We start from the raw sequence: 22,367 nt of genomic DNA on the forward strand, positions 1-22,367 counted from the left end.
GGGTCAATCTTCAAACCCTGGGCGCAGATGACAACTCGCAGGGGCCGCATGAAGTCTGCCAGTCTCGTTTTGTGGAAAACTACCGGAGCAGGCGTAGCCCCGCGTCCGACGCTGTTCCGCGAGCGCTGGTCCGATGGCCCTTTATCACAAACCACGCCTCGACATTCTGCCGCGCGTGCTGGAACAGCCACTGTGTCTGCACAGGGCTCGGATCCGGCCGTGACAAAGGCTGACCGGAGTCTCCCAATTTATGAACAAGCGTATGCTGATCGACACCACCCACGCGGAAGAAACCCGCGTCGTGGTTATGGATGGTGATCGTCTCGAAGATTATGACATCGAAACGTCGTCCAAGAAGCAGATCAAGGGCAATATCTACCTCGCCAAGGTCATTCGCGTAGAGCCGAGCCTTCAGGCCGCCTTCGTCGATTACGGTGGCAATCGCCACGGCTTCCTGGCTTTCAGCGAAATCCATCCGGATTACTTCCAGATTCCGGTTGCCGACCGCGAAAAGCTGCTCGCCCTGCAGGATGAAGATCTTCGCGCCGATGAGCGCGCCGAGAGCGAGCAGGAGGTGCAGGCCAGCACCGAGGCCGACAGCGCCGAAACTGTCGAGACAGAAGAATTCGAAGCCCGCCCGGAAACGGTCGGTGGCGAGCACGATACCGGCGATGAAGGCGCAGCCGCCCGTCGCACGGCGCGCTTCCTGCGCAACTACAAGATTCAGGAAGTTATCCGCCGCCGCCAGATCCTCCTTGTGCAGGTCGTCAAGGAAGAGCGCGGCAACAAGGGTGCGGCACTGACCACCTATGTCTCGCTGGCTGGCCGCTATTGCGTGCTGATGCCCAACGCCCTGCGTGGCGGCGGCGTGTCGCGCAAGATCACCTCGGACAGCGATCGCAAGCGCCTACGTGACATCATTGCCGAGCTGGATCTGCCACGTGGCATGGCCATGATCGTGCGTACGGCCGGCGCCCAGCGCCCCGGTCCCGAGATCACCCGCGACTGCGAGTACCTGCTGCAGCTCTGGGACGATATCCGCAATCACACGCTCTCATCGGTCGCGCCAACGCTGATCTATGAGGAAGCCAATCTGATCAAGCGCGCCATTCGCGACCTGTTCAGCAAGGATATCGAGGAAATCATCATCGATGGCGAACCGGCCTGGAAGAATGCGCGCGAATTCATGCGCCTTCTGATGCCGCATAACGCCAACAAGGTGAAACTCTGGCGCGACCAGAGCCAGAGCCTGTTCGGCCGCTATCATGTGGAAGGCCATCTGGACGCGATCTTCTCGCCCACGGCCCAGTTGAAGTCGGGTGGCTATCTGGTCATCAACCAGACCGAAGCCCTGGTGTCGATCGACGTGAACTCGGGCCGCTCGACCGGCCAGCGCAATATCGAGGACACAGCGGTCCGTACCAATCTCGAAGCCGCCGAAGAAGTGGCGCGTCAGCTGCGCCTGCGTGACCTCGCTGGTCTTGTCGTGATCGACTTCATCGACATGGAAAGCCGCAAGCACAATGCGATGGTCGAGAAGCGCCTCAAGGATGCGCTGCGCTCGGATCGTGCACGTATCCAGATCGGCCAGATCTCGCATTTCGGCCTGCTGGAGATGTCGCGTCAGCGTCTGCGTCCCTCGATTTCCGAAGCGGTACTTGTTCCCTGCCCGCATTGCCAGGGCACGGGTCATGTCCGTGGCGTCGAGAGTGCCGCCCTGCATGTCCTGCGCGCCGTCGATGAGGAAGGCCTGAAGCAGAAGGCCGCTGAAATCAGCGTGCACATCACCTCCGGGATCGCTCTTTATATCTTCAACAACAAGCGCGATTGGCTTGCCGAGATCGAACAGCGTCACCGCATGCGCGTGTCGTTCCAGCCTGATGACAGCCTGACCCCTGCCGATCTGCGTATCGAGCGTCTGCGTCCGCAGGTGCCTGCCGAGCCGCGCGCGGTCCAGGAACGTGCCATGCCGGAGCGTGCCGGTCATGACGCTGGCGTCCAGGTGGAGCCCGCAACCTTCATCGAGCACGAAGAAGAGCCCGAACAGGAGCTCGATGCCGCCCAGTCCGGGGAAGCCCGCGATGAAAACGGTCGCGAGGAAGGTGGGCGTGAAGAAGGAGGTCGCCGCCGCCGTCGTCGTCGTCGCCGCAATGGCCGTCGCTCCGACGAGTTCCGCGAAGGACAGGGCCGCGATGACCAGCAGCGCGACGCCACTGCCGGAATCGAGGAAGAGGCCGAGGTTGAGGAGAACGCTCCAGAACAGGCTCCCACAGAGGAGAGCAGCCTGAGCGAAGCCGAAGCCCTGATCGTGCCGGGACGTCGTCGCATGCGGACGCGTCGCGTTTCCCGCGAGGAACGCGCCGAACCTGCCCGCGAGGCACGTCCGACCGAAGAGCGTCGCAACGCGCCGGAGCGCAAGGAAACGCGCTGGGAAGGGCCGACCCCGGCCAATCCGTTCGGCGGTGCCTCATTCGATATCTTCGACATGATCGAGCAGGCCGAATCGCGTCTGGGTGCACCTTCCGCGCTGAACACGGAGCCGAAGCCGACCCTGGCTGAGTCCATCCCGGCCGAAGCCCCGCAGCCTCCTGCCGAGCCGAAGGCCGAGACGTCGCGTCACGGGATCGAGGCTGAAGGGCGAAAGAGTCGCTCGCGTCCGCGTCGTCGTCCTGTCGCTGCCGAGGTCAACGAGCCCGCGCCTTCCGCCCCGGTGGCAGAAGACGCCCTGCCCGTCCCCGAGCCGGTCGCTGTAGCCGAGGCCGATCAGGAGAAGCCAGCCCCGCGTCGTCGCGGTCGCCCGCGCAAGACCCCGGTAGCCGCCGAGATCGCCGAAGGATCGGGCGAAACTGCCGCGGCGCAGGTTGAAACCTCTGTCGTTGTCAGCGAGCCCGAGGCTCCGAAGCCCCGCCGCGCGCGTGCACCGCGCAAGGCGGCCAAGGACGATGCGGCTCCTGTCGAGACTGAAAAGAAGGCCCCGGCGAAGGGTCGCGCGAGCCGCGCCAAGGCAAAGGTCGAAGAGACGGCGCCGGTGGTACAACCCATCAATGTGGATGAAGTGGCACCTGCCAGACCGCGCACAGGCTGGTGGAAGCGCTGATCATCGTCAGCATTTCAGGCGAAGAAAAACGGGGCGGTTCACACCGCCCCGTTTTTTATGCGCCTTCAGCAGGATCGCGCCATAAGCGTATTTTGCCCCTTTTTGCTGGGGACAACTCGATGACGACGCATTTCGTGGCTGACGGTTGAGCGCGCCGAAACGATAGGGCTTTCGACCGAGGGGCGGTCCCCTGTCTCCCGGGGTTACCCTTCTCGCCATTCGCGGTGGGAGACGCGGCTTCGTGCTTCGACCAGCGCCGTATTGTTCCTCGGCAGGGGCTTTTCCGCGGGATCGGTTTTCCTGTCGTCCCTCTTTGGGAAATCAGCGACGCTCACCTGTGGCGAACTCCCCGCAGGATGTTTTCCCGGCGGAACTCTCCTCGAGCCAGCCAGCCTGCCTCAGATGGGCGACCTGAGCACGGGCAACCGGTACCACAAGCCCGTTACGCAAGTGCAGACGCAGGGATCTGGGTGTTCCCTCCCAGCGCTGTACAGCACGCCGCGCAACCCACCAGCTTCGATGCACCTGCAGACCGTCATGTCCCGATTGCCGGGCGACAGCTTCCCGCAGCACGCCGTGCACAAGGCGCGAGCCCGAAGTGAGATGGCAACGTATGTAATGATCCTCCATCTGAAGCGCGTCGATCAGTTCGGGCCTCGGCCACGACACGCCTATGCGTGTCGCCTCCTCCAGCATCACAGGGCCAGCGGACGCCGCAATCTGGCTCACCCCCGACGGGACCGGAGTGCCCCGGGAGGGGGTGTCTTTAAAAGCTGTTTGCCGGCGCAGGGGAGAGACCCGTTTGCTTCGCCACTGCTGCCAGAACATCACACTCATCACACCAGGCAGTGCAATCGCCAATACCTGAAAATACCAGACCCACCAGCCGGGCAGGCGTGTCTCGATCCCGGGCCAGATCGAAAAAGCCAGATCTCGGGTGATCAGGGTCTGGACCAGACTCAGCAGCACGGTGCCTGCCGCCGCCCCTGCCCAGTGCAGGCGGCCCCAACGCATAATCGGCAGCCTGCGCAATAACATCATTGGCCCGGCGTAAAGCCCGAGCCCCGCCATGATCGAGGCAATCCAGTAGGCTACACGTTCGAGCATGCCGGGATTCTGATAACTTCCATAGGGCCCGAGAACTCCTAGAAAGACCCCTGCTCCCAGGCACAGGGCAAGAGCGCGCAGGAGAAGACGCGGACGAGGCGCGCGTGATTCAGTTTCCTGACCAGGAGAGGATAGAGCGCGGGACTCCAGATCGCCTCGTATCCGTTCCACCCTGCCTGTCTCCTCGCGCCCTCTTCGTCGTGCTGCCCACTGCAAGCCCGCCCTCAGGATGCCTTGCCTGGCGAAGCTTGCAAACCCTGCCCATTGGGACCGTCGCCCGCTCGCCCATTCGCGAAAACGCGCTGGCAAGAGGCAGAAAACGGCGGTTTCTGGCCTTTCCCAACAGGAGCCTGCCCCTCATGTCAAAAAGCCTTCGCTACTCTTTCCTCGCCTTGATCCTCGTCGGCAGCCTCAGCTCTGCCATGGCGAAACCTTCCGTTTCGGAAGGCACGACGCGTCCAGCTGTGGGATGCCAGCATCTCATCACGCCAGAAGGGCTCGAGCTCGGCGTCTGGTATCCCAGCCTGGGCACATCAGAATCACAGATGCTTGGCCCTTATGCTCAGAAATGCGTGGTCAATGGCCCTCTCCAGGGCGAAAACCATGCGCTGATCGTGATCTCGCACGGCACTGGTGGCTCATGGACGAGCCACCTCGATACGGCGGCCGCACTGGCCCAAGCGGGATACGTCGTCATGGCATTGACCGAACCCGGCGATAACTGGCGAGATACAACGCGTGTGACCGATCTTGCTGGCCGGACTCGTGCCATGAGTACCGCTCTCAGTTACATGCTCTCGGCATGGCCGCTCTCAGGGCATCTCGACCGGAATCGCATCGGGGCTTTCGGGTTTTCCGCTGGAGGGCTGACTGCCCTGCTCGCCGCTGGCGCACGGCCGGATCTGACACGCATCGGTCCGTGGTGCGCGGCCCATGCCGCAAGCTTCACCTGCGCCCTGATCCACAAGCAGGGCTCGCCCGTGAATACCCGCCTGCCCGCGTTACAGGACAGGCGCTTCAAGGCCATGGCGATTGCCGCCCCGGCTCTTGGATTCACGATGACGCGCGCCTCTCTTTCCCCTGTGACGCTGCCCGTGCAGCTTTGGCAGGCGATGGATGATACCATTCTGAGCTCCCCCGGATCGGTAGAGCCCGTGCGCGACAATCTGCCATCGTCCCCCGAATTCCATGAAGTCAGCAGGGCCGGACATTTCGTTTTTCTCGCTCCCTGCCGCACTGGTTTCGAAGCAATGGCGATCTGCCAGAGCTTGCCCGGGTTCGACCGAAGCAAATTTCATGAAGCTTTCAATGCCGCAATGAGACGGTTTTTTGATCGTACCCTGCTGGGCGGCACAGAACAGAGCGCGGGCATGCCCACCCGATGATCGATGGCGGCGCGTGCCTTCGGATGTCACAATATCGGGAACAAACGGCATGGTATGTCGGGCGGAAGGCATGACAGCCCTCCTCGACCGCCATGTCTATCAACCATACAAGTCAGCCAACGGCGTCAGCCTTGCCCGCTTAGCTTGTCAAAAACCGAAAGCCCTGACGTCCCCGGCCGCGTGGGTCAGCGACAGACGCTCGGGGCGCCTGTTGCAGCAATATACGTACCGGTCAGCGGGTTGAAGCAGGCATTCTGCGGGCAGGAACTGCCCGAGGCCAGACCATCGCTGAAAACCTGTCCGCCCATGCGGTTCGTTTCCTGCTGTACCGCGCCGCAAAGAGGTGTATTCACAGGGGCAGAGGGGTCGTTGGTCAGTTGCGCCTCATTGGCGGGGGGCGGTGTCTCCACTGTCATGCCAGGGGCAAAATCCTGCGGCGGAATGCGAGCATGGGCCTGGTTCTGCACAGGTTGTGGCGACGGCGCCTCTTCGCACCCGACCAGAAGCGCGAGTGACAGCATGGCTGCTGCGGCTGTCCTGAAATGTGAACGCGTCATAAACCCAGATCCCCCTGTTCTTCCTTTTCCGTGCCCACAGGGTCGAGGCGTCCGGAGCGTATGCCATCGGCGAAACGGAGCGTGATTGCTCCGCCGCGTGGCCGCCCCGAGGCTGTCGTCACCGGTTTGCCTCGTCCATCCTGCACCAGCGCATAGCCTCGCGCCAAGACGGCCTCGGGCGAAACTGCCTCGAGACGTCCCGCAATACCGGCCAATCTTGCGCGATCAAGCCCCAGTCGGGCCGTCAGCGTCTCGGTGCCGAGACGGGCATGGGTGAACCCTGCCCGCTCCTGCTGCATCCGGTGCCGTATACCGGCAGCGAGAGCCGCACTCGCCAGATCGAGGCGAGAGTTCTTCTGTCCGAGAAAATGCGCTGCCGAGGGCACGCGCCCCGTAAGGCTCATGAGCCGCTGCCGCGCGCGCGCGGCTACCATGGGGAGCGCAAGTTCGAGACGCTGCCCACGTTCGTCAAGGCGAAAACGCGCGGTTTCCAGCAGGCTCGGCAGGTCGGGCAGACGCGCACTTACCTGGTCCTGACGCGCTCTGGCCAGTTGCAGCTGGCGCGACAGAGCCCCTGCCAGACGCGCACTACGATGAGCGAGATCCGCCACCATTTCCGAACGCAGCGGAACCGCCATTTCTGCCGCGGCTGTCGGGGTCGGGGCCCGGCGATCCGACACGAAATCGATGAGCGTCGTATCGGTTTCATGCCCGACGGCTGAAATAAGCGGAATGGGGCAGGCTGCCACGGCGCGCAGAACGCGCTCATCGTTGAACGCCATCAGATCCTCAAGCGACCCGCCCCCGCGCGCAACGATCAGCAGATCGGGTGAGAGATCCCGCCGGAGGCCCGAGCTTGAAAATCCCTCAATGGCCGCGGCGATCTGGGCCACCGCCCCTTCGCCCTGCACTGCCACAGGCCAGACAAGCACCGACCGGGGAAAACGGCGCGACAGAGTGGTCAGGATGTCATGCAGCACCGCCCCACGGCTCGAGGTCACCAGACCGATCAGCCGAGGCAGGAAAGGCAGCGGCTTTTTGCGCTCGTTATCGAACAGGCCCTCGGCCAGCAGCTTCTGACGCAGCTTCTCGATCTTGGCGAGAAGCGCGCCCTCGCCCGCGAAGCTCATCTGATCGATCACGAGCTGGTAGCTCGATCGGTCGCCATAGGCCGAGACCCGACCGGTTGCGATCACCTCGATCCCGTTCTCCGGCACCAACCCCAGACGCGACACCGAACCACGCCAGACCACGCCCGAAATCTTGCCGCCCTGATCTTTCAGAGAAAGATAGATATGACCGGAGGGATAGCGTTTGAGCTCGGTAATTTCGCCACGGACACGCACACGGCTGAAACTGCCTTCGAGCGTGCGCTTGATTGCGCCCGAAATCTCGCTGACCGAATATTCGGGGACATTCCCGCCCGCGCTCTGTTCGTTTTCGCTCATGCGCGCAGTCTATGCTACGGAACGCGGGCTAGGACCAGTCAGAACAGGAAGAATGACGATGCGGGTGTTACTTGTCGGATCAGGCGGACGCGAACATGCTCTGGCGGCCTGTCTGTCCCGCTCTCCCGAACTCGAGGCGCTTTATATCGCCCCCGGCAATCCGGGCATGGAGCCGCTCGGCACGCTGGTGCCGCTCGCCGCTGATAACGTGACAGGACTCGTGGCTTTCGCCCTTGAACAGCGAATCGACCTCGTCGTTCCGGGTCCTGAAGCCCCTCTCGTAGCCGGGCTGGCCGATCTCTGCGCCAGCGCAGGAATTGCCTGTGCCGGGCCGAGTCAGGCCGCCAGCGCCCTGGAGGGCAGCAAGAGCTTCACCAAGGACGTCGCGGATGCCGCCGGCATTCCGACCGCGCGCTGGGAGCGCTTCGAGGAGGCCGAACCCGCCCTCGCCTTTGTCCGTCGCCGTGGGGCTCCCATCGTGATCAAGGCGGACGGTCTGGCAGCAGGCAAGGGTGTGATCGTGGCCCAGACGCTGCAGGAAGCCGAAGCCGCCATCATTGATATCCTGACCGATCGCAGCTTCGGGGAGGCCGGGGCCAGCATCGTGATCGAGGAGTGCCTGGTAGGTCAGGAGGTCTCGCTCTTCGCCTTCTGCTCGGATGGCGAAGCCGTTCTCATAGGCGCTGCGCGCGATCACAAGCGCATTGGCGAGGGGGATACCGGCCCCAATACGGGTGGCATGGGTGCGATTGCTCCCCCTCCCCATTTCGATCGCGAGGCACAGGAAAAGGCGCTGGACATCATGGTGCGCCCCATGCTGGCGGAGATGGTGCGCCGAGGCACGCCCTTCCGGGGCATCATCTTCGCAGGGCTGATGCTGACTCAGGACGGTCCCAAGCTGATCGAATATAATGTCCGCTTCGGCGATCCCGAGGCTCAGGCGCTGCTGATCCGTCTCGACTCCGATCTCCTGCCCGTTCTCAGAGCGCTGGCCAAAGGCCGACTGGATGACGCCGCCATCCGGTTTGCGAATGATGCTTCGATTTCGGTCGTTGTGGCGGCACGCGGTTACCCGGGAACGCCAGTGAAGGGGGGAACGATACGCGGGATCGACCGGGCCGAGGCCGTGCCGGGCGTATCCGTGTTTCAGGCAGGAACAGCCCTGAAGGACGGAAATCTCGTCGCCGCGGGCGGTCGTGTACTGACCGTCTGTGCGCGGGGGGAAACCCCGGAAATCGCGCGGGCCCGTGCCTATGAGGGTGTGTCGGCTCTCGAATGGGCCGATGGCATCTATCGCCGCGATATCGGTATCTGACACATGATGGGATGAGCGACTCATCGTTCATCCCGACCAGCCCGCAAGGGCGCCTGCCTCCCGAGCAAAGCTGCTCTCCTGTCAGCGACGCGGCCTCGACATTCTTCCGTTTCTCAACGTCAGGATCCGCCCGGTTTGCGGACGCTCCAGCCTGCCAGATCTCGGGTGATACCGGGACAAGCGATTCATAGCGCGTGCCAAAATCGACAGCCCTCCGACGCGCACCCTGGCTCAATTGCCAGAGCCGAACACCCCCGATCCTCGCTCCTTTCTCACTAGAACCCGCATGCGAAACGCCCGATGAGGAAATCATCGGGCGTTTGCTGTGCTTTCGCTAATCTGTAGGGGAACCGCTCCCTCGAGGACGCGGATCAGATCCTGCCTCAGTGATACTCCGTCATTTCGACAGGGGCTTGGGGCTCGAGTTCCGACGGGTCCATTTGACCTTTTTGCGCAAACGACGTGTCCGCATGATTCCATCCTTCCTTGTCACCCCGGACTTGCAAAGGGGCATGATCGCCCAGGATCTTCATGATCCTGGCTTCGGTAAGGGTAGAGGGGTCGATAGTCACGACAACTGGCTCGTTGCGCAGGCGGCTCTCTCGATACAGCGCCTCCTGCTGCGCTCTTCTCTCGGTTGGCGGTGGATGATCGTTGATCAACCATGTCCACGTTCCGGAAGGGCGATGAAACTCGTTTTCGGGGCGGATCGCCGCATCGGGGTCAGCCCCGATCGCCAGGCGATACTGGTGGATGGATTCTGACGGAATGTCACAAACCAGAAGGTCATCAACGGCGATCTGGGCATGACGGGCGGTGTCGAACACCGCCATGATCGTATGCTGCATCATCGTAAACTCCGTGGCGTCGCGATAGGATCGACGACAGCATCACGTTACACGATAGATCACCAGTAAAACGTTCTTCACGTTATTTTGAGGTTATATATAACAATATTACTGAACGTCCATTGCGCGAGAAGCACGAAACGCTTCGCAGCCGCGACATCGCAAAGCCTCGCTCCCCGTCTGTTTTTACGACTTCGAACGACCCGAAAGAGTGCTCGGTGCCTGCGGAGCATCGAATCTCGCCAGCCATGTGAAAATCATCGGCACTGCAAAATATCGGCGATTGCCATTTCAGCCAGGGATCGTGAAGATGACTTTGCGGGCTTTCGTCCTGGCATCATGAACCGATACGAGCAGTAAAAGCAGGCAAGGAGCGCATAATGATGCCGGATGACCTAGCAGGAATGATGGCGGCCCTGTTCATCATCTTTGCCGTTGCAGTCGTATTACTCAGCCTCCTGATCTACCTCATACCGGCCATCGTCGCATTCTATCGCGACCATGACGCCAAGTGGGTCGTCCTGATCCTGAATGTTGCAGCTGGCTGGACGTTCATCGCCTGGATCGCCCTGTTTGTATGGGCCATCTGGCCCGAAGACGCCGTCAGGCATTCGCGCCGTTCGCCCTGGGGAAACGTCCCCACACCACCTCCCTACCCTGCGCCCCATGGTCTTTCACCCGAGGCGCATCTGGCGGCCATGAACAGGTTGCAGGACCTGTTCGAACGAGGTCTCCTGACCCGCGACGAATTCCGGGCGCATATGAAGGCGTTGCTCGATCCCGCCATTTAGCAGCCCCGATCGCGGGCGCTCCCGTTTGTAGCGAACGTGACAGGGTCGGAGCGCGCCGCGTCATCTGGCTTCGCGCCACGATTGCACCATTCCTGCGCCACCAGGCTGCCATCATTCCTGCCAAGTAATGAATGCCGTGCAAGGAGTGCTTATGAACGCCTCGATCGACCATGATGGGGCGTTTCCTGCGCGCTACGCCGGACGCAATGCCGGAATCGACTGCCTGCGCGGTCTCTCCATACTTCTGGTTGTCATCCATCACCTCGCCCTGCGTTTTCCCCTGACGGAAACCGGCCTGGTTCATATCCTGCCCCTGCGCGTATTGCGCATGCTGAACTGGGGCGGGATCAAGGGCGTGACGATCTTTTTCGTCATCTCCGGTTTTCTGATCACACGCCATATGCTGGAGCGTTCGGTCCGTCCAGCCGCCCTCTCACTGCGCGATTTTACCGGGCGGCGTATAGCGAGGCTTCTCCCCTGCCTTCTGGCGCTGATCGTCGTTGCCTGCATGCTTGGTCTTCTCGGCGTGCCCAGTTTCGTTCCTGACCATCCGGGTCAGACGCTCTGGGGCGCAGCCTTGTCGGCTCTCACCATGCATCTCAATGTCTATGAAGCCGAGACAGGGTATCTCCCTGCCTATTGGGATGTCCTCTGGTCGCTCTCGGTCGAGGAACTCTTCTATCTGGGTTTCCCGCTGATTTGCGTGACCCTGGGACGCACGCCGAGGCGTCTTCTTGTCTGCGCCGCCTTGCTTGCCCTTGCCGCTCCCTGGTTCGACTGGTCCCTACGCAATGCCTCGGAAATCTGGCAGGATAAAGCCTATGGACCGGGGATGAGCGCCATCGCGACCGGCATCGTCGCAGCCCTCCTCCTGCCGCGTGTCCCGGCCTATCCGGAGCTCGACAAGGAGAAGGCACAGCGCGGGCTGTCCATGCTTTGCGGCAGTCTGGGCTGCGCTGGGATCGTGCTTTATCTGCTTTGGGGTGCGCAAATTTGGTCGATACTCTCCTGGGTCACTCCCCTGTTCTTCAATACGGCGATCGCGCTCACGCTCTGGGCCCTCGCGCGCGGATGGGGCGCTCATGTGACGCCTAGACGTACGGCGTGGCTCAGGCAGTGGGGGCAACGAAGCTACGAACTCTATCTGAGTCATATGTTCGTGCTGATGCCGATCATTGCCTTTGCCCATGCAGCGGCCATATCCACGCGCTGGGCGTGGGTCCTCTATCCGCCGACACTGCTGCTGGTGTTCTGGCTGGGAAGCGCAATTGAGCGTTTGTACTCGAGACCGCTCGATCTTTATCTGCGGCGCAGGTTGATCGCCCCCCGATGCGGCGCTGGTCCGCAGGCAGAGTTCGCCCACCCAAACGCGGACGCTATTGCACCCAGATCCGTGAGATCAGCATGTGATTGAGCAGGGAATAATGGTAATTGCCCAGCCGTCTGGAGACGAAATCGACATAACGCATCTGGATGAGCGGGACGAGCGCGCTCTGTTCCATGGCGAGGCTACCTGCCTGCTCCCACAAGCCTCGTGAGCGTTCGGCCTCCAGGCTGTGCTCTGCCTGAACCATCAGCGATTGAAGCTCCGGGTGACAAAACCCGCTGGCATTGGTCGAAGCCTCGCTATGCGGGCGCGCATTCTCGCATCCGAGCAACGCATCCAGAAAGCTCGAGGGCGAAGGGTAATCGGCATACCAGTAGGACAGACTGATCTGGACATGATTGTCCGAATTGCGGGCATAGCCCTCCGCTGTGGCGGGGGTCATCGGTCGTACGCTGGCCTTGAACCCAAGGCTTTGCAGCATGTTGCGCAGATAGACGCCCATCCCCAGCGCAATGGCCTGATTGGGCACAACCAGCGTCACGCTTTGCCCCGCTCTCCCGCTCCGGCGAATCAGGCTCCGGGCACGGTCGATATCGGGCCCCTTCCATACACCCTCCGGCGTTGCCTTGCCGAAGCGACAGGGGATATCAGCCCCGGCAATGCCATGCGGGACAATCTGGCACAGAGGTTCAGCAATGGCCGAGCCGCCATAAAGAATGGCCATGGCATGACGGTCCACCGCGTGATTGATCGCCTCACGCACCTCCAGAGAGTCGAAGGGCGGCTCGTGAACATTCAGCGCCAGATAGTAGAGCCCCAGCAGAGGCTGGAGATGGACCTGGCTTGTGTAGCGCGCGCCCAGTTCGCCCAGCCGGTCCTGCGGCTTGGCATCGAGCATGGAATCGTACTGCCCCTGCTCGATAGCTGTCACCTCAGCCTCATCGGACAGGCCAAAATCATAAAGAATATAATCGACAAAGCCTTCACTCTGCGCATCGGGATTCCAGACCCGGAAATAGGGATTGCGCCCTATTTCCATACGATGCGACGGGTCATAGGCGGTGATGCGATATGGCCCGGTCCCGGGAATGGGAGTGAGTGCCGATTCAGTTGCGGGCGTTTCTTTCGGCAGGATCACGGCGTGCGGAAACGCCAGTTTCTGGAGGAACTCGCCATCGGGCTCGACCAGATGGATGGTGATTTTTCTGGTTTGGGGATCGGCGCTGACCCCTTCGAGCGCGCAATGGGCCGGATCGGTCAGACAGGCTTTCGCACCGACAATATTGCCGTAAAAGGACAGGGCTGTCGGGCTGCCCACGCGATAGATGCGCCGCAGCGATGTTACGACATCATCGACCGTGACCGGCGCCCCGTTCGAAAAGCGCAGATTGTCACGCAGGCGAAATACCCAGACCAGGCCGTCGGGACTGACTTCAGGCAGGGTCTCGGCCAGATCGGGCACGACCTCGAGCCCGCCCGTTCCGTCTGCCTGACGATAGGTGACCAGCCCGTCATACATGTTCACGAAGAGCTGGATATATTCACTGGTGTAATTGATCTGCGGATCGAGCGTGCCGCCGGGGGCGTCGGCGGTGAGGCGAAGGGTTCCGCCGCGATGCGGGCTATCCTGCGTGATCCCGTTATCCCGCGATGCCTCGGGCCCAGCCATCGGCACGTCCGCCTGCACCGTGGGGGTACGCTCCGCCCCGGCGAAAGCCACACCGCAGGATGACGCAGCGAGTATGGCCGCTCCGATCCCGGCTCTCACACCCGACGCCGCGAAATGGCGGGGCCAGAAACGAACGGTGCGCCTTGGTATCAAACCGGTCTCACCCCCTGTGGGCGAGTTGATGAATGCGCGTCACCAGCGCTTCGGTACCGGCAGTCGAGTCCAGTGTGCCTGCATAGCGCCCCTGCGGGTCCATGATCACGATACGGGGCGAAGGGAGGTGATAGGCCGTGCCGTCATCGGCATGGACCAGCTCGTTGGGCGCGTGGAATTCCTTCGCAACACGCTCGATCATGCTGGGCGAGCCGGTGAGCGGCACGACATGATCGCCCAGTGGCAGGGCATATTTCTTCAGATCGTCGGACTCATCATGAAGCGGATCGAGCGTGATGGCGAGCGGGGCGAGCTTGATCCCCTCACGCGCCAGAGCGATTTTGGCATCGCTCATGGTCTTCAGCACCGGGCCGCAAAGTCCCTTGGGGCAATGGGTATCGAAAAACCAGACCAGAACCCAGCTCCCCCTGAAATCACCCTCGGTGACATTGCCCTCACCCAGCGCCACCAGGCGGTAACTGCCCCCAATCTCGTTCCCCTGCGTGGAGACACTGGCACCGAATTTTTCGGAGAGGCGGTATCCGCTCCAGCTCAGCGCCAGAGCAAGGATGAGCACGACGATCGCGATACGCGGCGCGGTCCATGTCCTGCGGGGATTTTTGCTCTTGTTCATTGGTTAATGTGCTTCCGCCCAGTTCGCGCCAATACCTGTCTCGACCACAAGCGGCACGCTCAGCGTCGCCGCCTGTTCCATCTCCAGGCGCACGAATTCCGCCAGAGCCTCGGCCTGAGCGGCACGAACCTCGAACAGCAATTCGTCATGCACCTGCAGGAGCATTCTGGCGTCGAGCCCGCTCTGTGGCAAGCGCCGCCCCAGACGCACCATGGCGCGCTTGATGATATCCGCCGCCCCACCCTGAAGCGGCGCATTGATGGCCTGACGCTCGGCATAGCCGCGACGCGCGCCGTTCTTCTCGTTGATCCCGGGCACATAACAGCGCCGTCCGAGCGGCGTCGTCACATAGCCATCGCGCTTCGCATCGTCCTTGGTCCGGTCCATGTAGTCTCGGATCCCGGGATAACGCGCGAAATATGCGTCGATGTAGCGTCGGGCTTCCCCCGCGGGAATGCCAAGCTGCCGCGCCAGACCGAAGGCCGAGATACCGTAGATAATCCCGAAATTGATGGCTTTGGCGCGACGACGCGTCAGGGAGTCCATTCCCTCAAGCGGAATGTTGAACACCTCGGACGCGGTGCGGGCATGAATGTCCTGCCCCAGCGTGAATGCCTCCTTGAGTGGCCCGATATCGGCCACCTCCGCCAGAAGGCGCAATTCGATCTGCGAGTAATCGGCCGAGACGAGAACATAGCCCTCCTCGGCAATGAAGGCGCGGCGGATACGTCCGCCCTCTTCCGTCCGGATCGGGATATTCTGCAAATTGGGATCGTTGGAGGACAGACGCCCGGTAGTCGTAATGGCCATCTGGAACGACGTGTGCACGCGATGCGAGCGCGCATCCATCTGCTGGACCAGCGCATCGGCATAGGTCGATTTGAGCTTGGCGAGCTGACGCCAGGCCAGAATACGCGCGGGCAGATCATGCCCCGCATCCGCAAGTTCCTGAAGCACGGAGGAATCCGTTCCCCAGGCACCGGCCTTGGTCCGCTTGCCCCCGGGCAGATTCATCTCGTCGAACAGGATCTCCCCAAGCTGCTTGGGTGAGCCCAGATTGAAGCTCCGCCCGGCGAGCTGGTGAATCTCGATTTCCATCTCGGCCATGCGGCTGCCGAAATCAGCAGACATGCGTCGCAATTCGGCGGCGTCGAGCTTGACCCCCGCCTGCTCCATCGCCGCGAGGATGGCGATCAGCGGGCGCTCCATCGTCTCGTAAAGCGCCACCGCCTGACGCTCACGCAGTTGCGGCTTGAGAACCTGCCACAGGCGCAGCGTCACATCGGCATCTTCCGCAGCATATTCCGTCGCACGCGCAATAGGCACTTGCGCGAAAGGCACGCGGTTACGACCCGTGCCGGTCACGCTGTCATAGCTGATGGGGTCATGGGCCAGATGCAGCCGTGACAGCTCATCCATGCCCTGTCCATGCTCGCCCGCCGACTGGGCATAGGAGATCAGCATGGTGTCGTCGACAGGGGTGATCGTGCCGATACCCGCATGGTCGAGAACGAGCAGATCGTATTTGGCGTTCTGGAAGATCTTGAGCACCGACTCATCCGCCAGAAGCGGACGCAACGCCTCGAGCACCGCCTCGACCTTGAGCTGCCCACCCGCCGGGTGTTCCAGCGTGCCCTCATGACGCAGAGGGACATAGGCCGCCTCGCCCGGTGCCACGGCCAGAGAAAGGCCAATCAACGTGGCCTGACGGGCATTGAGGCTGTCGGTCTCGGTATCGACCGCCAGATAGCCGGTCTTGCGTGCCTTGCCGATCCAGCCTTCGAGCGCCTCCATTGAGAAGACCGTCTCATAGGGCCCATAGGGCTTGTCGCCCCCGGAGGCAGGTTCTGATGCCGCGTCCGGGTTTTCCTGTGCAGCTTTTGCAGGACGCGGCGCGGCGAGCGCTCCCAGCCCCATGCGCTGAATGACGGAATGGAACCCCATCTGCTCAAGGAAGGCGCGCAGCACCGGGCCATCCGGCTCGCGGCAGCCCAAGGCCTCGACCGGTTCAGGCAGAGGGACGTCACGCGCCAGTGTGACCAGTTTGAGTGAGATGCGCGCGGCTTCGGCATGATCGATAAGAGATTGCTGGCGCTTGGATTTCTTCATATCCGGCGCCGCAGCCAAGATGGATTCCAGATCGCCGAATTCCTGCACAAGCTGTGCTGCGCCCTTGGGGCCGATACCGGGCACTCCCGGCACATTATCGGTCGGATCGCCCATCAGGGCCTGCACATCGATCACCCGGTCCGGCGCCACGCCGAATTTGGCCTCGACTTCGGCCAGCTTGATCGGCTTCTGCTTGATCGGATCGAGCAGGGACACTGCCTCGCTCACGAGCTGCATCAGATCCTTGTCAGAGGAGACAATGGTGCAGCGCCCACCGCTCTGCTCGATGGCCTCGGCATAGGATGCGATGATGTCATCTGCCTCGTAACCGGGCAATTCGATCATCGGGACGTTGAAAGCCCTGGTCGCATCCCGGATGAGCGGGAATTGCGGGCGCAGATCTTCCGGCGCCTCGGGACGATGGGCCTTGTATTGCGGGTAGATTTCGTTGCGGAACGTATGACGCCCGGCGTCGAAGATCACGGCCAGATGCGTGCCGACATGATCGCGCAACAGGCGTTGCAGCATATTGGTAAAGCCGAATACCGCATTGACCGGCACCCCTTCCGGGCTGCTCATGGGCGGCAGGGCATGGAAGGCGCGGAAAATGAAGCCCGAACCATCGACGAGAACGAGATGGGTCTTGCTGCTCATGCGGCATCCGATCGGCGTGAAGGCTGCAATTCTGGCGTCTCCTGTCTGGGCTGGCATCGTGAGGGCCAGTGTGACTCTGTCGTGGCCGGAAGGTGATGGCCTCCCTCTGGCCAGCGCGTCCCGAGGACGCAATACTGTCCCGATGATACGAGAGTTCCGCCCGCATTCAAGCTGCCCCTCTGCGCGGCGGAATCCTTCTTTACCCTGCCCCTCTTTCGCGCGCCTCGCCGGGATCTCGCTCGGGCTGGCAAAGCTGGGAAAATTTTTGGGCAAAACCGTCCGTCAGAGCGCGCGCCTCCCGGCCCTGCCGCCATGCTTCGGATCCAAAGGCCTGCTTTGGATGCTGCCTGCACTCGTGGCGGGCTGCGTCGCCCCGCCGCCCAGGCACGCTCCCCAGCCACGTGGACAGGAAGCGGCGCTCATTCCGGCAACTACGACCCTGACCCTGTCCGATGGCGCGCGCGCGCCGCTGCGGATATGGGCTGCGCACGGCCAGACACGCGCTGTCGTGCTGGCCTTACACGGCTTTGGCGATAGTCGCGACGCCTGGGAGTTCTCTGCCCCGCAGCTCGCCGATTCAGGGATAGAAACCATTGCCCCGGATGCACGCGGCTTTGGCGAGACAGCGAGCCGTGGCCGATGGAGCAGCACCTCCAGACTGGTTCAGGATGCCCGTGAGGAATTCCGATGGGCGCAGCTTCGGAACCCCGGTATCCCCCTGTTCATCATGGGCGAAAGCATGGGGGGAGCGATAGCCACATTGCTCGCCTCCTCCCCGGCCAGTCAGGGGATAAGCGGTGTCGTTCTCGTTTCACCCGCCATATGGCGCTTCGACCCGCTCTCACGTCTTATCCTGAACAGTATGGACTGGATGGCTCCTGACTGGGTGTTCACGGGCGCTCATGTACCGGGAGAGCATATTGCAACGAATAATCTGGCAGCATTGCGTCGGCTCTATTTCGACCCGCTCACGCTCCATGGCTACCGGCTGGACACACTGCGCGGGCTCGTCGATCTGATGGCGGCGGCCGAGGCCGCTGCACCGCGCATTCATGCCCCGGCGCTGCTGCTGTATGGGGATCTCGACCAGATGATTCCTGCCGCCCCGATGGCCCGGTTCTGGCAGCATCTCCCGCCGCATACGCGCAAGGATCTGGTGCCAGGCGGCCATCATCTGCTGCTGCGCGACCGCAACGGGCGCAACGCCACAGCCGATATCGCCTCCTGGATCCTGACCCCGGACCGCCTCCTCCCCTCGGGAGGCGACAGCGCCACCGCAGCGTGGATGGCCGGTGACCCCGGGCATGAGGGTCCGTTCTGAGGGCGCGGTCTGGAGTGCTGACCTGACTAGGCCTGTCACGTCCGTGGCATCCTCAGGCAGCCTGATTCGCGAATATGCCCGGCGCAGAATTTGGGACTGGCGCGCTTTGGGGAATATGGCTATGAAGCGATCCAGCGGGACCCGTAGCTCAGCTGGATAGAGCGTCGCCCTCCGAAGGCGAAGGTCGAAGGTTCGAATCCTTTCGGGTCCGCCATATCTTTAGAAAAATCGATGCAAGTCAGGGCCTCGCGCTCAGGTATGACTGTTGCCGTCAAAGGCTGAAGAATGCTCCAGTTGCGCGACGCGATAACGAGACTCTGCGCCTGCCGCTGTCATGGTTTCATGGCGTCAGTGTTTGCCGCATGCGAGCAAAATGACCATCAGGCAGAACCCCCACGAATCTATGCGCTATTTCGATGCCCGGGCAGCCAATGGTCTCCAGCGGCGGGCTTTTTCAGCATGGTAGCTCTGCTGCCGTGGATAGGCCGGAGGATGCGCATTTCCCCGATGCTGACCCATCGGAGGAACAAGCTGCCCCTGTTTCGAGACTTCAGATCGGAGAGTCTATCGCAGGCGGGCTGCAGGAGCCCCCGTACCAATCTCCAAGGCGTAGCCGCCCTCCCTCACCGGGAAGAAATGGGGCTTCGACGCAACGCCTTTGGAAAACCCTCTCCCGACGCCCTTCCCCGCCTCCGGGTAGTACAACTCGAGACGCTCAGTCCTGCAAGGCAGCTTCGGCCAGTCGGGCATCCGTCTCGCCCTCGCCGCCACTCAAACCCAGCGCCCCAATCACCGATCCGTCCTTCACGATCGGTACGCCACCTCCGGCAGGAAGCATATTGGGGAGTGTCGCGATCATGGCCTTGCCTGCATGGAGGGCTCTTTCCATGTCCTCCGTAGGGCGCAGATAGAGCGCCGAGCTACGTGCTTTCATCATGGCAAGTTCGATGCTGCCGAGTTGCGTGCCATCGTCTTTCTTGAAAGCAACGAGGTGCCCCCCGGCATCCACCACCGCAACGGCCACACGGACGCCCCGCGCGCGGGCCAGAGCAAGGGCACGATCGATATAGGGGAGAGCGAAATCGAGCTTCATCGGGTCACTTTCTGGTTTTTTCCGGCCGATTCCTGACCGGCCAGCCAGCATAGGGGCAAATGAGGCCCGCGCCTGATCACTCAAAGGCGAGGTTTGTTGCGTCTGCAAACCGGACGCACCGGTAAACCTTGGCAGCGTCAGAAAGACCTTATTCGATGCCGACCGCTCCGGCCGCTCCGACCGCGAGTGCCGCCACTGATACGGAAGAAAGGCAACATGACGACACGGTGAACCCCTTGGGGACAACAAACCCTTCAACTCGCACTAGCAGGCCATCGCTCGGGCGATCATTGTTGCCTATCCCGTTGGAGGGCAGAGCCGATACTCCCACCCGCCCCTACTCGCAGCAGCAGGGCGAGTCAGTGGTGAATGAAACCCATGCCCGTCTGTAAGGCAGTTCGCGCAATTTCCGGCCAGAAACTTCCCCCGGACGGGCCGCCGCCTCGACCCGACCTCGAGCCGCTGACGGAATATGAAGCATCGCTCGACTGCGAAGCGCTGTCATCCATGTCAGGGGGCGTGCGTGAGGCACAACCTGCAAGAATAAGGCTCACGGAAATCATGACGATCGTGCCGCGTCGCTTTCCAACCCCTGTGACGCCCACGGCTTTCGGCGTGCAGAAGCGCTCTTCGCGCATTGCATGATGGCAAGCGCTGGCAGCCTTGCCCGGCGCCGCGCCTTTCCCGCCCATGGCGCGATCAGGAGGCATCGCTGAACTCATCGCCGCGCCCCGTCATCATCCGGAGGAGGCGGAGGCGGAGGCGGACGGCATCCATGAGGCGGATGCGGCGGCGGCCCGTAGCCATCTCCTCCCGGCGGTGGTGGGGGTGGTCTGCCACCCTCTTCATCCCCAGGCGGTCCCCGTCCATCGCGGGGGGGTGGCGGGGGGCGCCTGCACCGTTCGTCTCCACGCTCGCCCTGTGTCGCTGTGACCGTGTTTGCGCCAGCTTCGGGTGAAGCTGTGTAAACCTGGCCGTTATAGACGGTGTTGCTCTGGGCATGCGCATCGGCGATCTGGAGCGTTGAAAAAAGCAGGAACAGAGCGGTTGTCTTGACCCGGTATGGCATGGACTGAAGCGACCTGACGTGAAGTGACCCAGCCCGTATGGCAGGCCAGGTCATATCGCACGAGGAACGAAGGGAAAGGGAGTGTAACGAACCGCTCTGCCATGGATGCACCGGCGCACGGTGTTCCGGCGATGCACGACACGGCCATGAATGGCTTGGCTTGCAGCGCCTCGGCCAGTCTCTTCACAGGCGTTCTGGCCTTTCCTCTATAAGCTGAATGAAGCCGAAGAGGCATCTTCCAAAGATAGGGCACACCGCGCCATATCGCCTGACCCCGTCATTCCGGACCGGCTTCTTGCACATGTCATGCTGAGATTTTCATCAGGACCAGACCGGACAGGATCAGCAGAGCGGCGCTACAGCGCAGTATTGTGAATGCCTCGCCGAACAGGAGCACACCGACCAGAAACGCTCCGATAGCGCCGATGCCGGTCCAGATCATATAGGCGGTGCCCAAAGGCAGGGTCTTCATGGCCCAGCCGAGCAGGGCAACGCTTACGACCATCCCTGCCAGCGTGATGAGGCTCGGCCCCAGACGCGTGAAGCCCGCCGACTGCTTCATGGACGCAGCCCAGATAATTTCACTCATTCCTGCGAAAAGCAGCGCGATCCACGCCATGGCGTTCCTCCATCGATCGGGTTCCGCCGGGCCGTCCCGGTCTTGAAGCTCGCATGGAGGCAGGAACGTCGTCGCTGCTCGCCCGCCTATAGCCTGAACGGCATGGGGGTTCAATGGTGTCGCATTCCTCAGATATCCAAGCCGCACAGGCACCAATCAGCCCTGCACACCGGCAGGACCCAAAGCCCCCTGCCCCTGTGTGCAGAGCGTACGCAGGATCGCCTCAAAAGCGGTGACCGCTCTGTTGGGCGTCGCGCGAGCCAGAGCCATGGCAATGGTGGCGCGCGGCATAGGGCCGGAGATCGGGTGAAACGAGACTCCTCTGGCATGGATCTGGCTCAGATAGGAGGGCACGATCGCGACGCCCATACCGGCGGCAACCATGGGGATGATGGCCGCCACTTGCGGGGCGTGCTGCCCTAATTGCGGGGAGACGCCTGTCTGCAAAAAAGCGGCGATGATCGTATCGTAAAACCCCGGCCCCAGATGGCGCTCGAACAGGATGAGCGGGTCGCCCGCTATATCGTGCAAAGAGAGTTTGCGTGCCTTGTGCCGGGCATGAGAGGAGGGCAGCACGATCATGGTGGGCTCGTCCATGAGCGGATGCACGACGATCTGCGGGTCGAAAACCGGCGGGCGGATGATCGCAACATCGACCTGGCCGTTCCGCAACGCCGCGCAGAGCGCTGGCGTGTTGCTCTCTTCAAGCGTCACCTCAACGCCTTTTCGCGCCTGACGGAAGCCCTGTATGGCAGCCGGGATCAGCGGATGCAGCGTGACGCCCCCGGCCATGCCGATACGCAGGGAGCCTTCATGCCCTTCTGCCAGCCCCCGTGCAAAGGAGCGAAACTCCTCCGACAGGGCGAGAATGGTGCGAGCCCGGTCCAGAAGCTGTTGCCCGGCCTCAGTCAGGGTCACGCCACGCCGCGAGCGCTCGAACAGGCGAACGCCCAGATCTTCCTCGAGCCGCTGCACCTGCTGGCTCAAGGGAGGTTGCGCCATATGCAGCCTCTCTGCCGCGAGAGTGAACGTGCCACTCTCGGCAATCGCGACAAGATAGCGCAGGTGCCGAAGCTCCACAGCCATATCTCCTGAATATGGAAAACCGTTGGACTATATATTTTAAGTCTTCTCCCGCAACATCTAGGCTGTCCTGCGACAAGCAAGGGAG

At 62.2% G+C, this 22,367-nt stretch carries 17 protein-coding genes and 1 tRNA gene; 8 read left to right on the forward strand and 10 right to left on the reverse strand.

Translation table 11 applies throughout. From position 1 onward, the window contains the following. Positions 1 to 250 precede the first annotated feature (250 nt). Entirely contained in the window at positions 251 to 3,097 is a 2,847-nt protein-coding gene (locus AA0535_RS03090) for a ribonuclease E/G (protein ID WP_264814443.1), read from the forward strand. 321 nt (positions 3,098 to 3,418) lie between these two features. Here the strand turns inward: AA0535_RS03090 and AA0535_RS03095 are convergent, their stop codons facing one another. After that, on the reverse strand, positions 3,419 to 4,204 hold the full coding sequence (locus AA0535_RS03095) for a LytTR family DNA-binding domain-containing protein (RefSeq protein ID WP_264814444.1): 786 nt from the start codon (positions 4,202 to 4,204) through the stop codon (positions 3,419 to 3,421). A gap of 359 nt (positions 4,205 to 4,563) precedes the next feature. Here AA0535_RS03095 and AA0535_RS03100 point away from each other — a divergent pair, with 359 nt between their 5' ends. Then, positions 4,564 to 5,589, forward strand: coding sequence for an alpha/beta hydrolase family protein (locus tag AA0535_RS03100; protein WP_264814445.1), 1,026 nt, complete (start codon positions 4,564 to 4,566; stop codon positions 5,587 to 5,589). 185 nt (positions 5,590 to 5,774) lie between these two features. On the opposite strand, the gene AA0535_RS03105 is transcribed toward AA0535_RS03100, so the two are convergent. Together AA0535_RS03105 and xseA are read right to left on the reverse strand one after the other, a co-directional pair. Then, a complete protein-coding gene (locus AA0535_RS03105) occupies positions 5,775 to 6,146 on the reverse strand; it encodes a hypothetical protein (RefSeq protein WP_264814446.1) in 372 nt (123 codons plus the stop codon). Further along, positions 6,143 to 7,594: an exodeoxyribonuclease VII large subunit gene (gene xseA / locus AA0535_RS03110; protein ID WP_264814447.1), complete on the reverse strand. Its 1,452-nt coding sequence runs from the start codon at positions 7,592 to 7,594 to the stop codon at positions 6,143 to 6,145. The genes AA0535_RS03105 and xseA overlap by 4 nt, the downstream gene beginning before the upstream one ends. 58 nt (positions 7,595 to 7,652) lie before the next feature. Between xseA and purD the strand changes: the two genes are divergently transcribed. Continuing rightward, positions 7,653 to 8,909: a phosphoribosylamine--glycine ligase gene (purD, locus tag AA0535_RS03115; RefSeq protein ID WP_264814448.1), complete on the forward strand. Its 1,257-nt coding sequence runs from the start codon at positions 7,653 to 7,655 to the stop codon at positions 8,907 to 8,909. Positions 8,910 to 9,292: 383 nt separating this feature from the next. Here the strand turns inward: purD and AA0535_RS03120 are convergent, their stop codons facing one another. Beyond that, complete coding sequence (locus AA0535_RS03120; RefSeq protein ID WP_264814450.1) at positions 9,293 to 9,760, reverse strand: hypothetical protein; 468 nt, start codon at positions 9,758 to 9,760, stop codon at positions 9,293 to 9,295. Positions 9,761 to 10,137: 377 nt separating this feature from the next. Here AA0535_RS03120 and AA0535_RS03125 point away from each other — a divergent pair, with 377 nt between their 5' ends. Together AA0535_RS03125 and AA0535_RS03130 are read left to right on the forward strand one after the other, a co-directional pair. After that, complete coding sequence (locus AA0535_RS03125) at positions 10,138 to 10,548, forward strand: superinfection immunity protein (RefSeq protein WP_264814451.1); 411 nt, start codon at positions 10,138 to 10,140, stop codon at positions 10,546 to 10,548. 151 nt (positions 10,549 to 10,699) lie between these two features. After that, positions 10,700 to 11,962: an acyltransferase family protein gene (locus AA0535_RS03130; RefSeq protein ID WP_264814452.1), complete on the forward strand. Its 1,263-nt coding sequence runs from the start codon at positions 10,700 to 10,702 to the stop codon at positions 11,960 to 11,962. Here AA0535_RS03130 and AA0535_RS03135 read toward each other — a convergent pair. The 3 genes from AA0535_RS03135 to polA all read right to left on the reverse strand — a co-directional run bounded on the left by AA0535_RS03135 (position 11,925) and on the right by polA (position 17,094). Further along, positions 11,925 to 13,544, reverse strand: a complete 1,620-nt coding sequence (locus AA0535_RS03135) for an ABC transporter substrate-binding protein (protein ID WP_373319274.1) — start codon at positions 13,542 to 13,544, stop codon at positions 11,925 to 11,927. The genes AA0535_RS03130 and AA0535_RS03135 overlap by 38 nt on opposite strands. Positions 13,545 to 13,704: 160 nt before the next feature. Next, positions 13,705 to 14,331 (reverse strand): SCO family protein, encoded by a 627-nt coding sequence (locus AA0535_RS03140; RefSeq protein WP_264814454.1) that lies wholly within the window; start codon positions 14,329 to 14,331, stop codon positions 13,705 to 13,707. Between the two features lie 3 nt (positions 14,332 to 14,334). After that, positions 14,335 to 17,094, reverse strand: a complete 2,760-nt coding sequence (gene polA / locus AA0535_RS03145) for a DNA polymerase I (protein ID WP_264814455.1) — start codon at positions 17,092 to 17,094, stop codon at positions 14,335 to 14,337. A 340-nt stretch (positions 17,095 to 17,434) separates the two neighbouring features. Here polA and AA0535_RS03150 point away from each other — a divergent pair, with 340 nt between their 5' ends. Next, complete coding sequence (locus tag AA0535_RS03150; protein WP_264814456.1) at positions 17,435 to 18,415, forward strand: lysophospholipase; 981 nt, start codon at positions 17,435 to 17,437, stop codon at positions 18,413 to 18,415. Positions 18,416 to 18,552: 137 nt separating this feature from the next. Continuing rightward, a tRNA-Arg gene (locus tag AA0535_RS03155) sits at positions 18,553 to 18,629 on the forward strand. Between the two features lie 501 nt (positions 18,630 to 19,130). Here AA0535_RS03155 and AA0535_RS03160 read toward each other — a convergent pair. After that, positions 19,131 to 19,508 carry a GlcG/HbpS family heme-binding protein gene (locus AA0535_RS03160; RefSeq protein ID WP_264814458.1) on the reverse strand — a complete coding sequence of 126 codons (378 nt, stop codon included), beginning with the start codon at positions 19,506 to 19,508 and terminating at the stop codon, positions 19,131 to 19,133. 378 nt (positions 19,509 to 19,886) lie between these two features. Here AA0535_RS03160 and AA0535_RS03165 point away from each other — a divergent pair, with 378 nt between their 5' ends. Then, positions 19,887 to 20,153 (forward strand): hypothetical protein, encoded by a 267-nt coding sequence (locus tag AA0535_RS03165; protein WP_264814459.1) that lies wholly within the window; start codon positions 19,887 to 19,889, stop codon positions 20,151 to 20,153. 728 nt (positions 20,154 to 20,881) lie between these two features. Here AA0535_RS03165 and AA0535_RS03170 read toward each other — a convergent pair. Both AA0535_RS03170 and AA0535_RS03175 read right to left on the reverse strand, forming a co-directional pair. Further along, positions 20,882 to 21,196, reverse strand: coding sequence for a DMT family transporter (locus AA0535_RS03170; protein ID WP_264814460.1), 315 nt, complete (start codon positions 21,194 to 21,196; stop codon positions 20,882 to 20,884). Between the two features lie 156 nt (positions 21,197 to 21,352). Beyond that, the gene (locus tag AA0535_RS03175) at positions 21,353 to 22,282 is read right to left on the reverse strand and encodes a LysR family transcriptional regulator (protein WP_264814461.1); all 930 of its coding nucleotides are present in this window, start codon (positions 22,280 to 22,282) and stop codon (positions 21,353 to 21,355) included. Positions 22,283 to 22,367 lie beyond the last annotated feature (85 nt).

The sequence above is a fragment of the Asaia krungthepensis NRIC 0535 genome, assembly GCF_025995175.1.
GTDB lineage: Bacteria > Pseudomonadota > Alphaproteobacteria > Acetobacterales > Acetobacteraceae > Asaia > Asaia krungthepensis.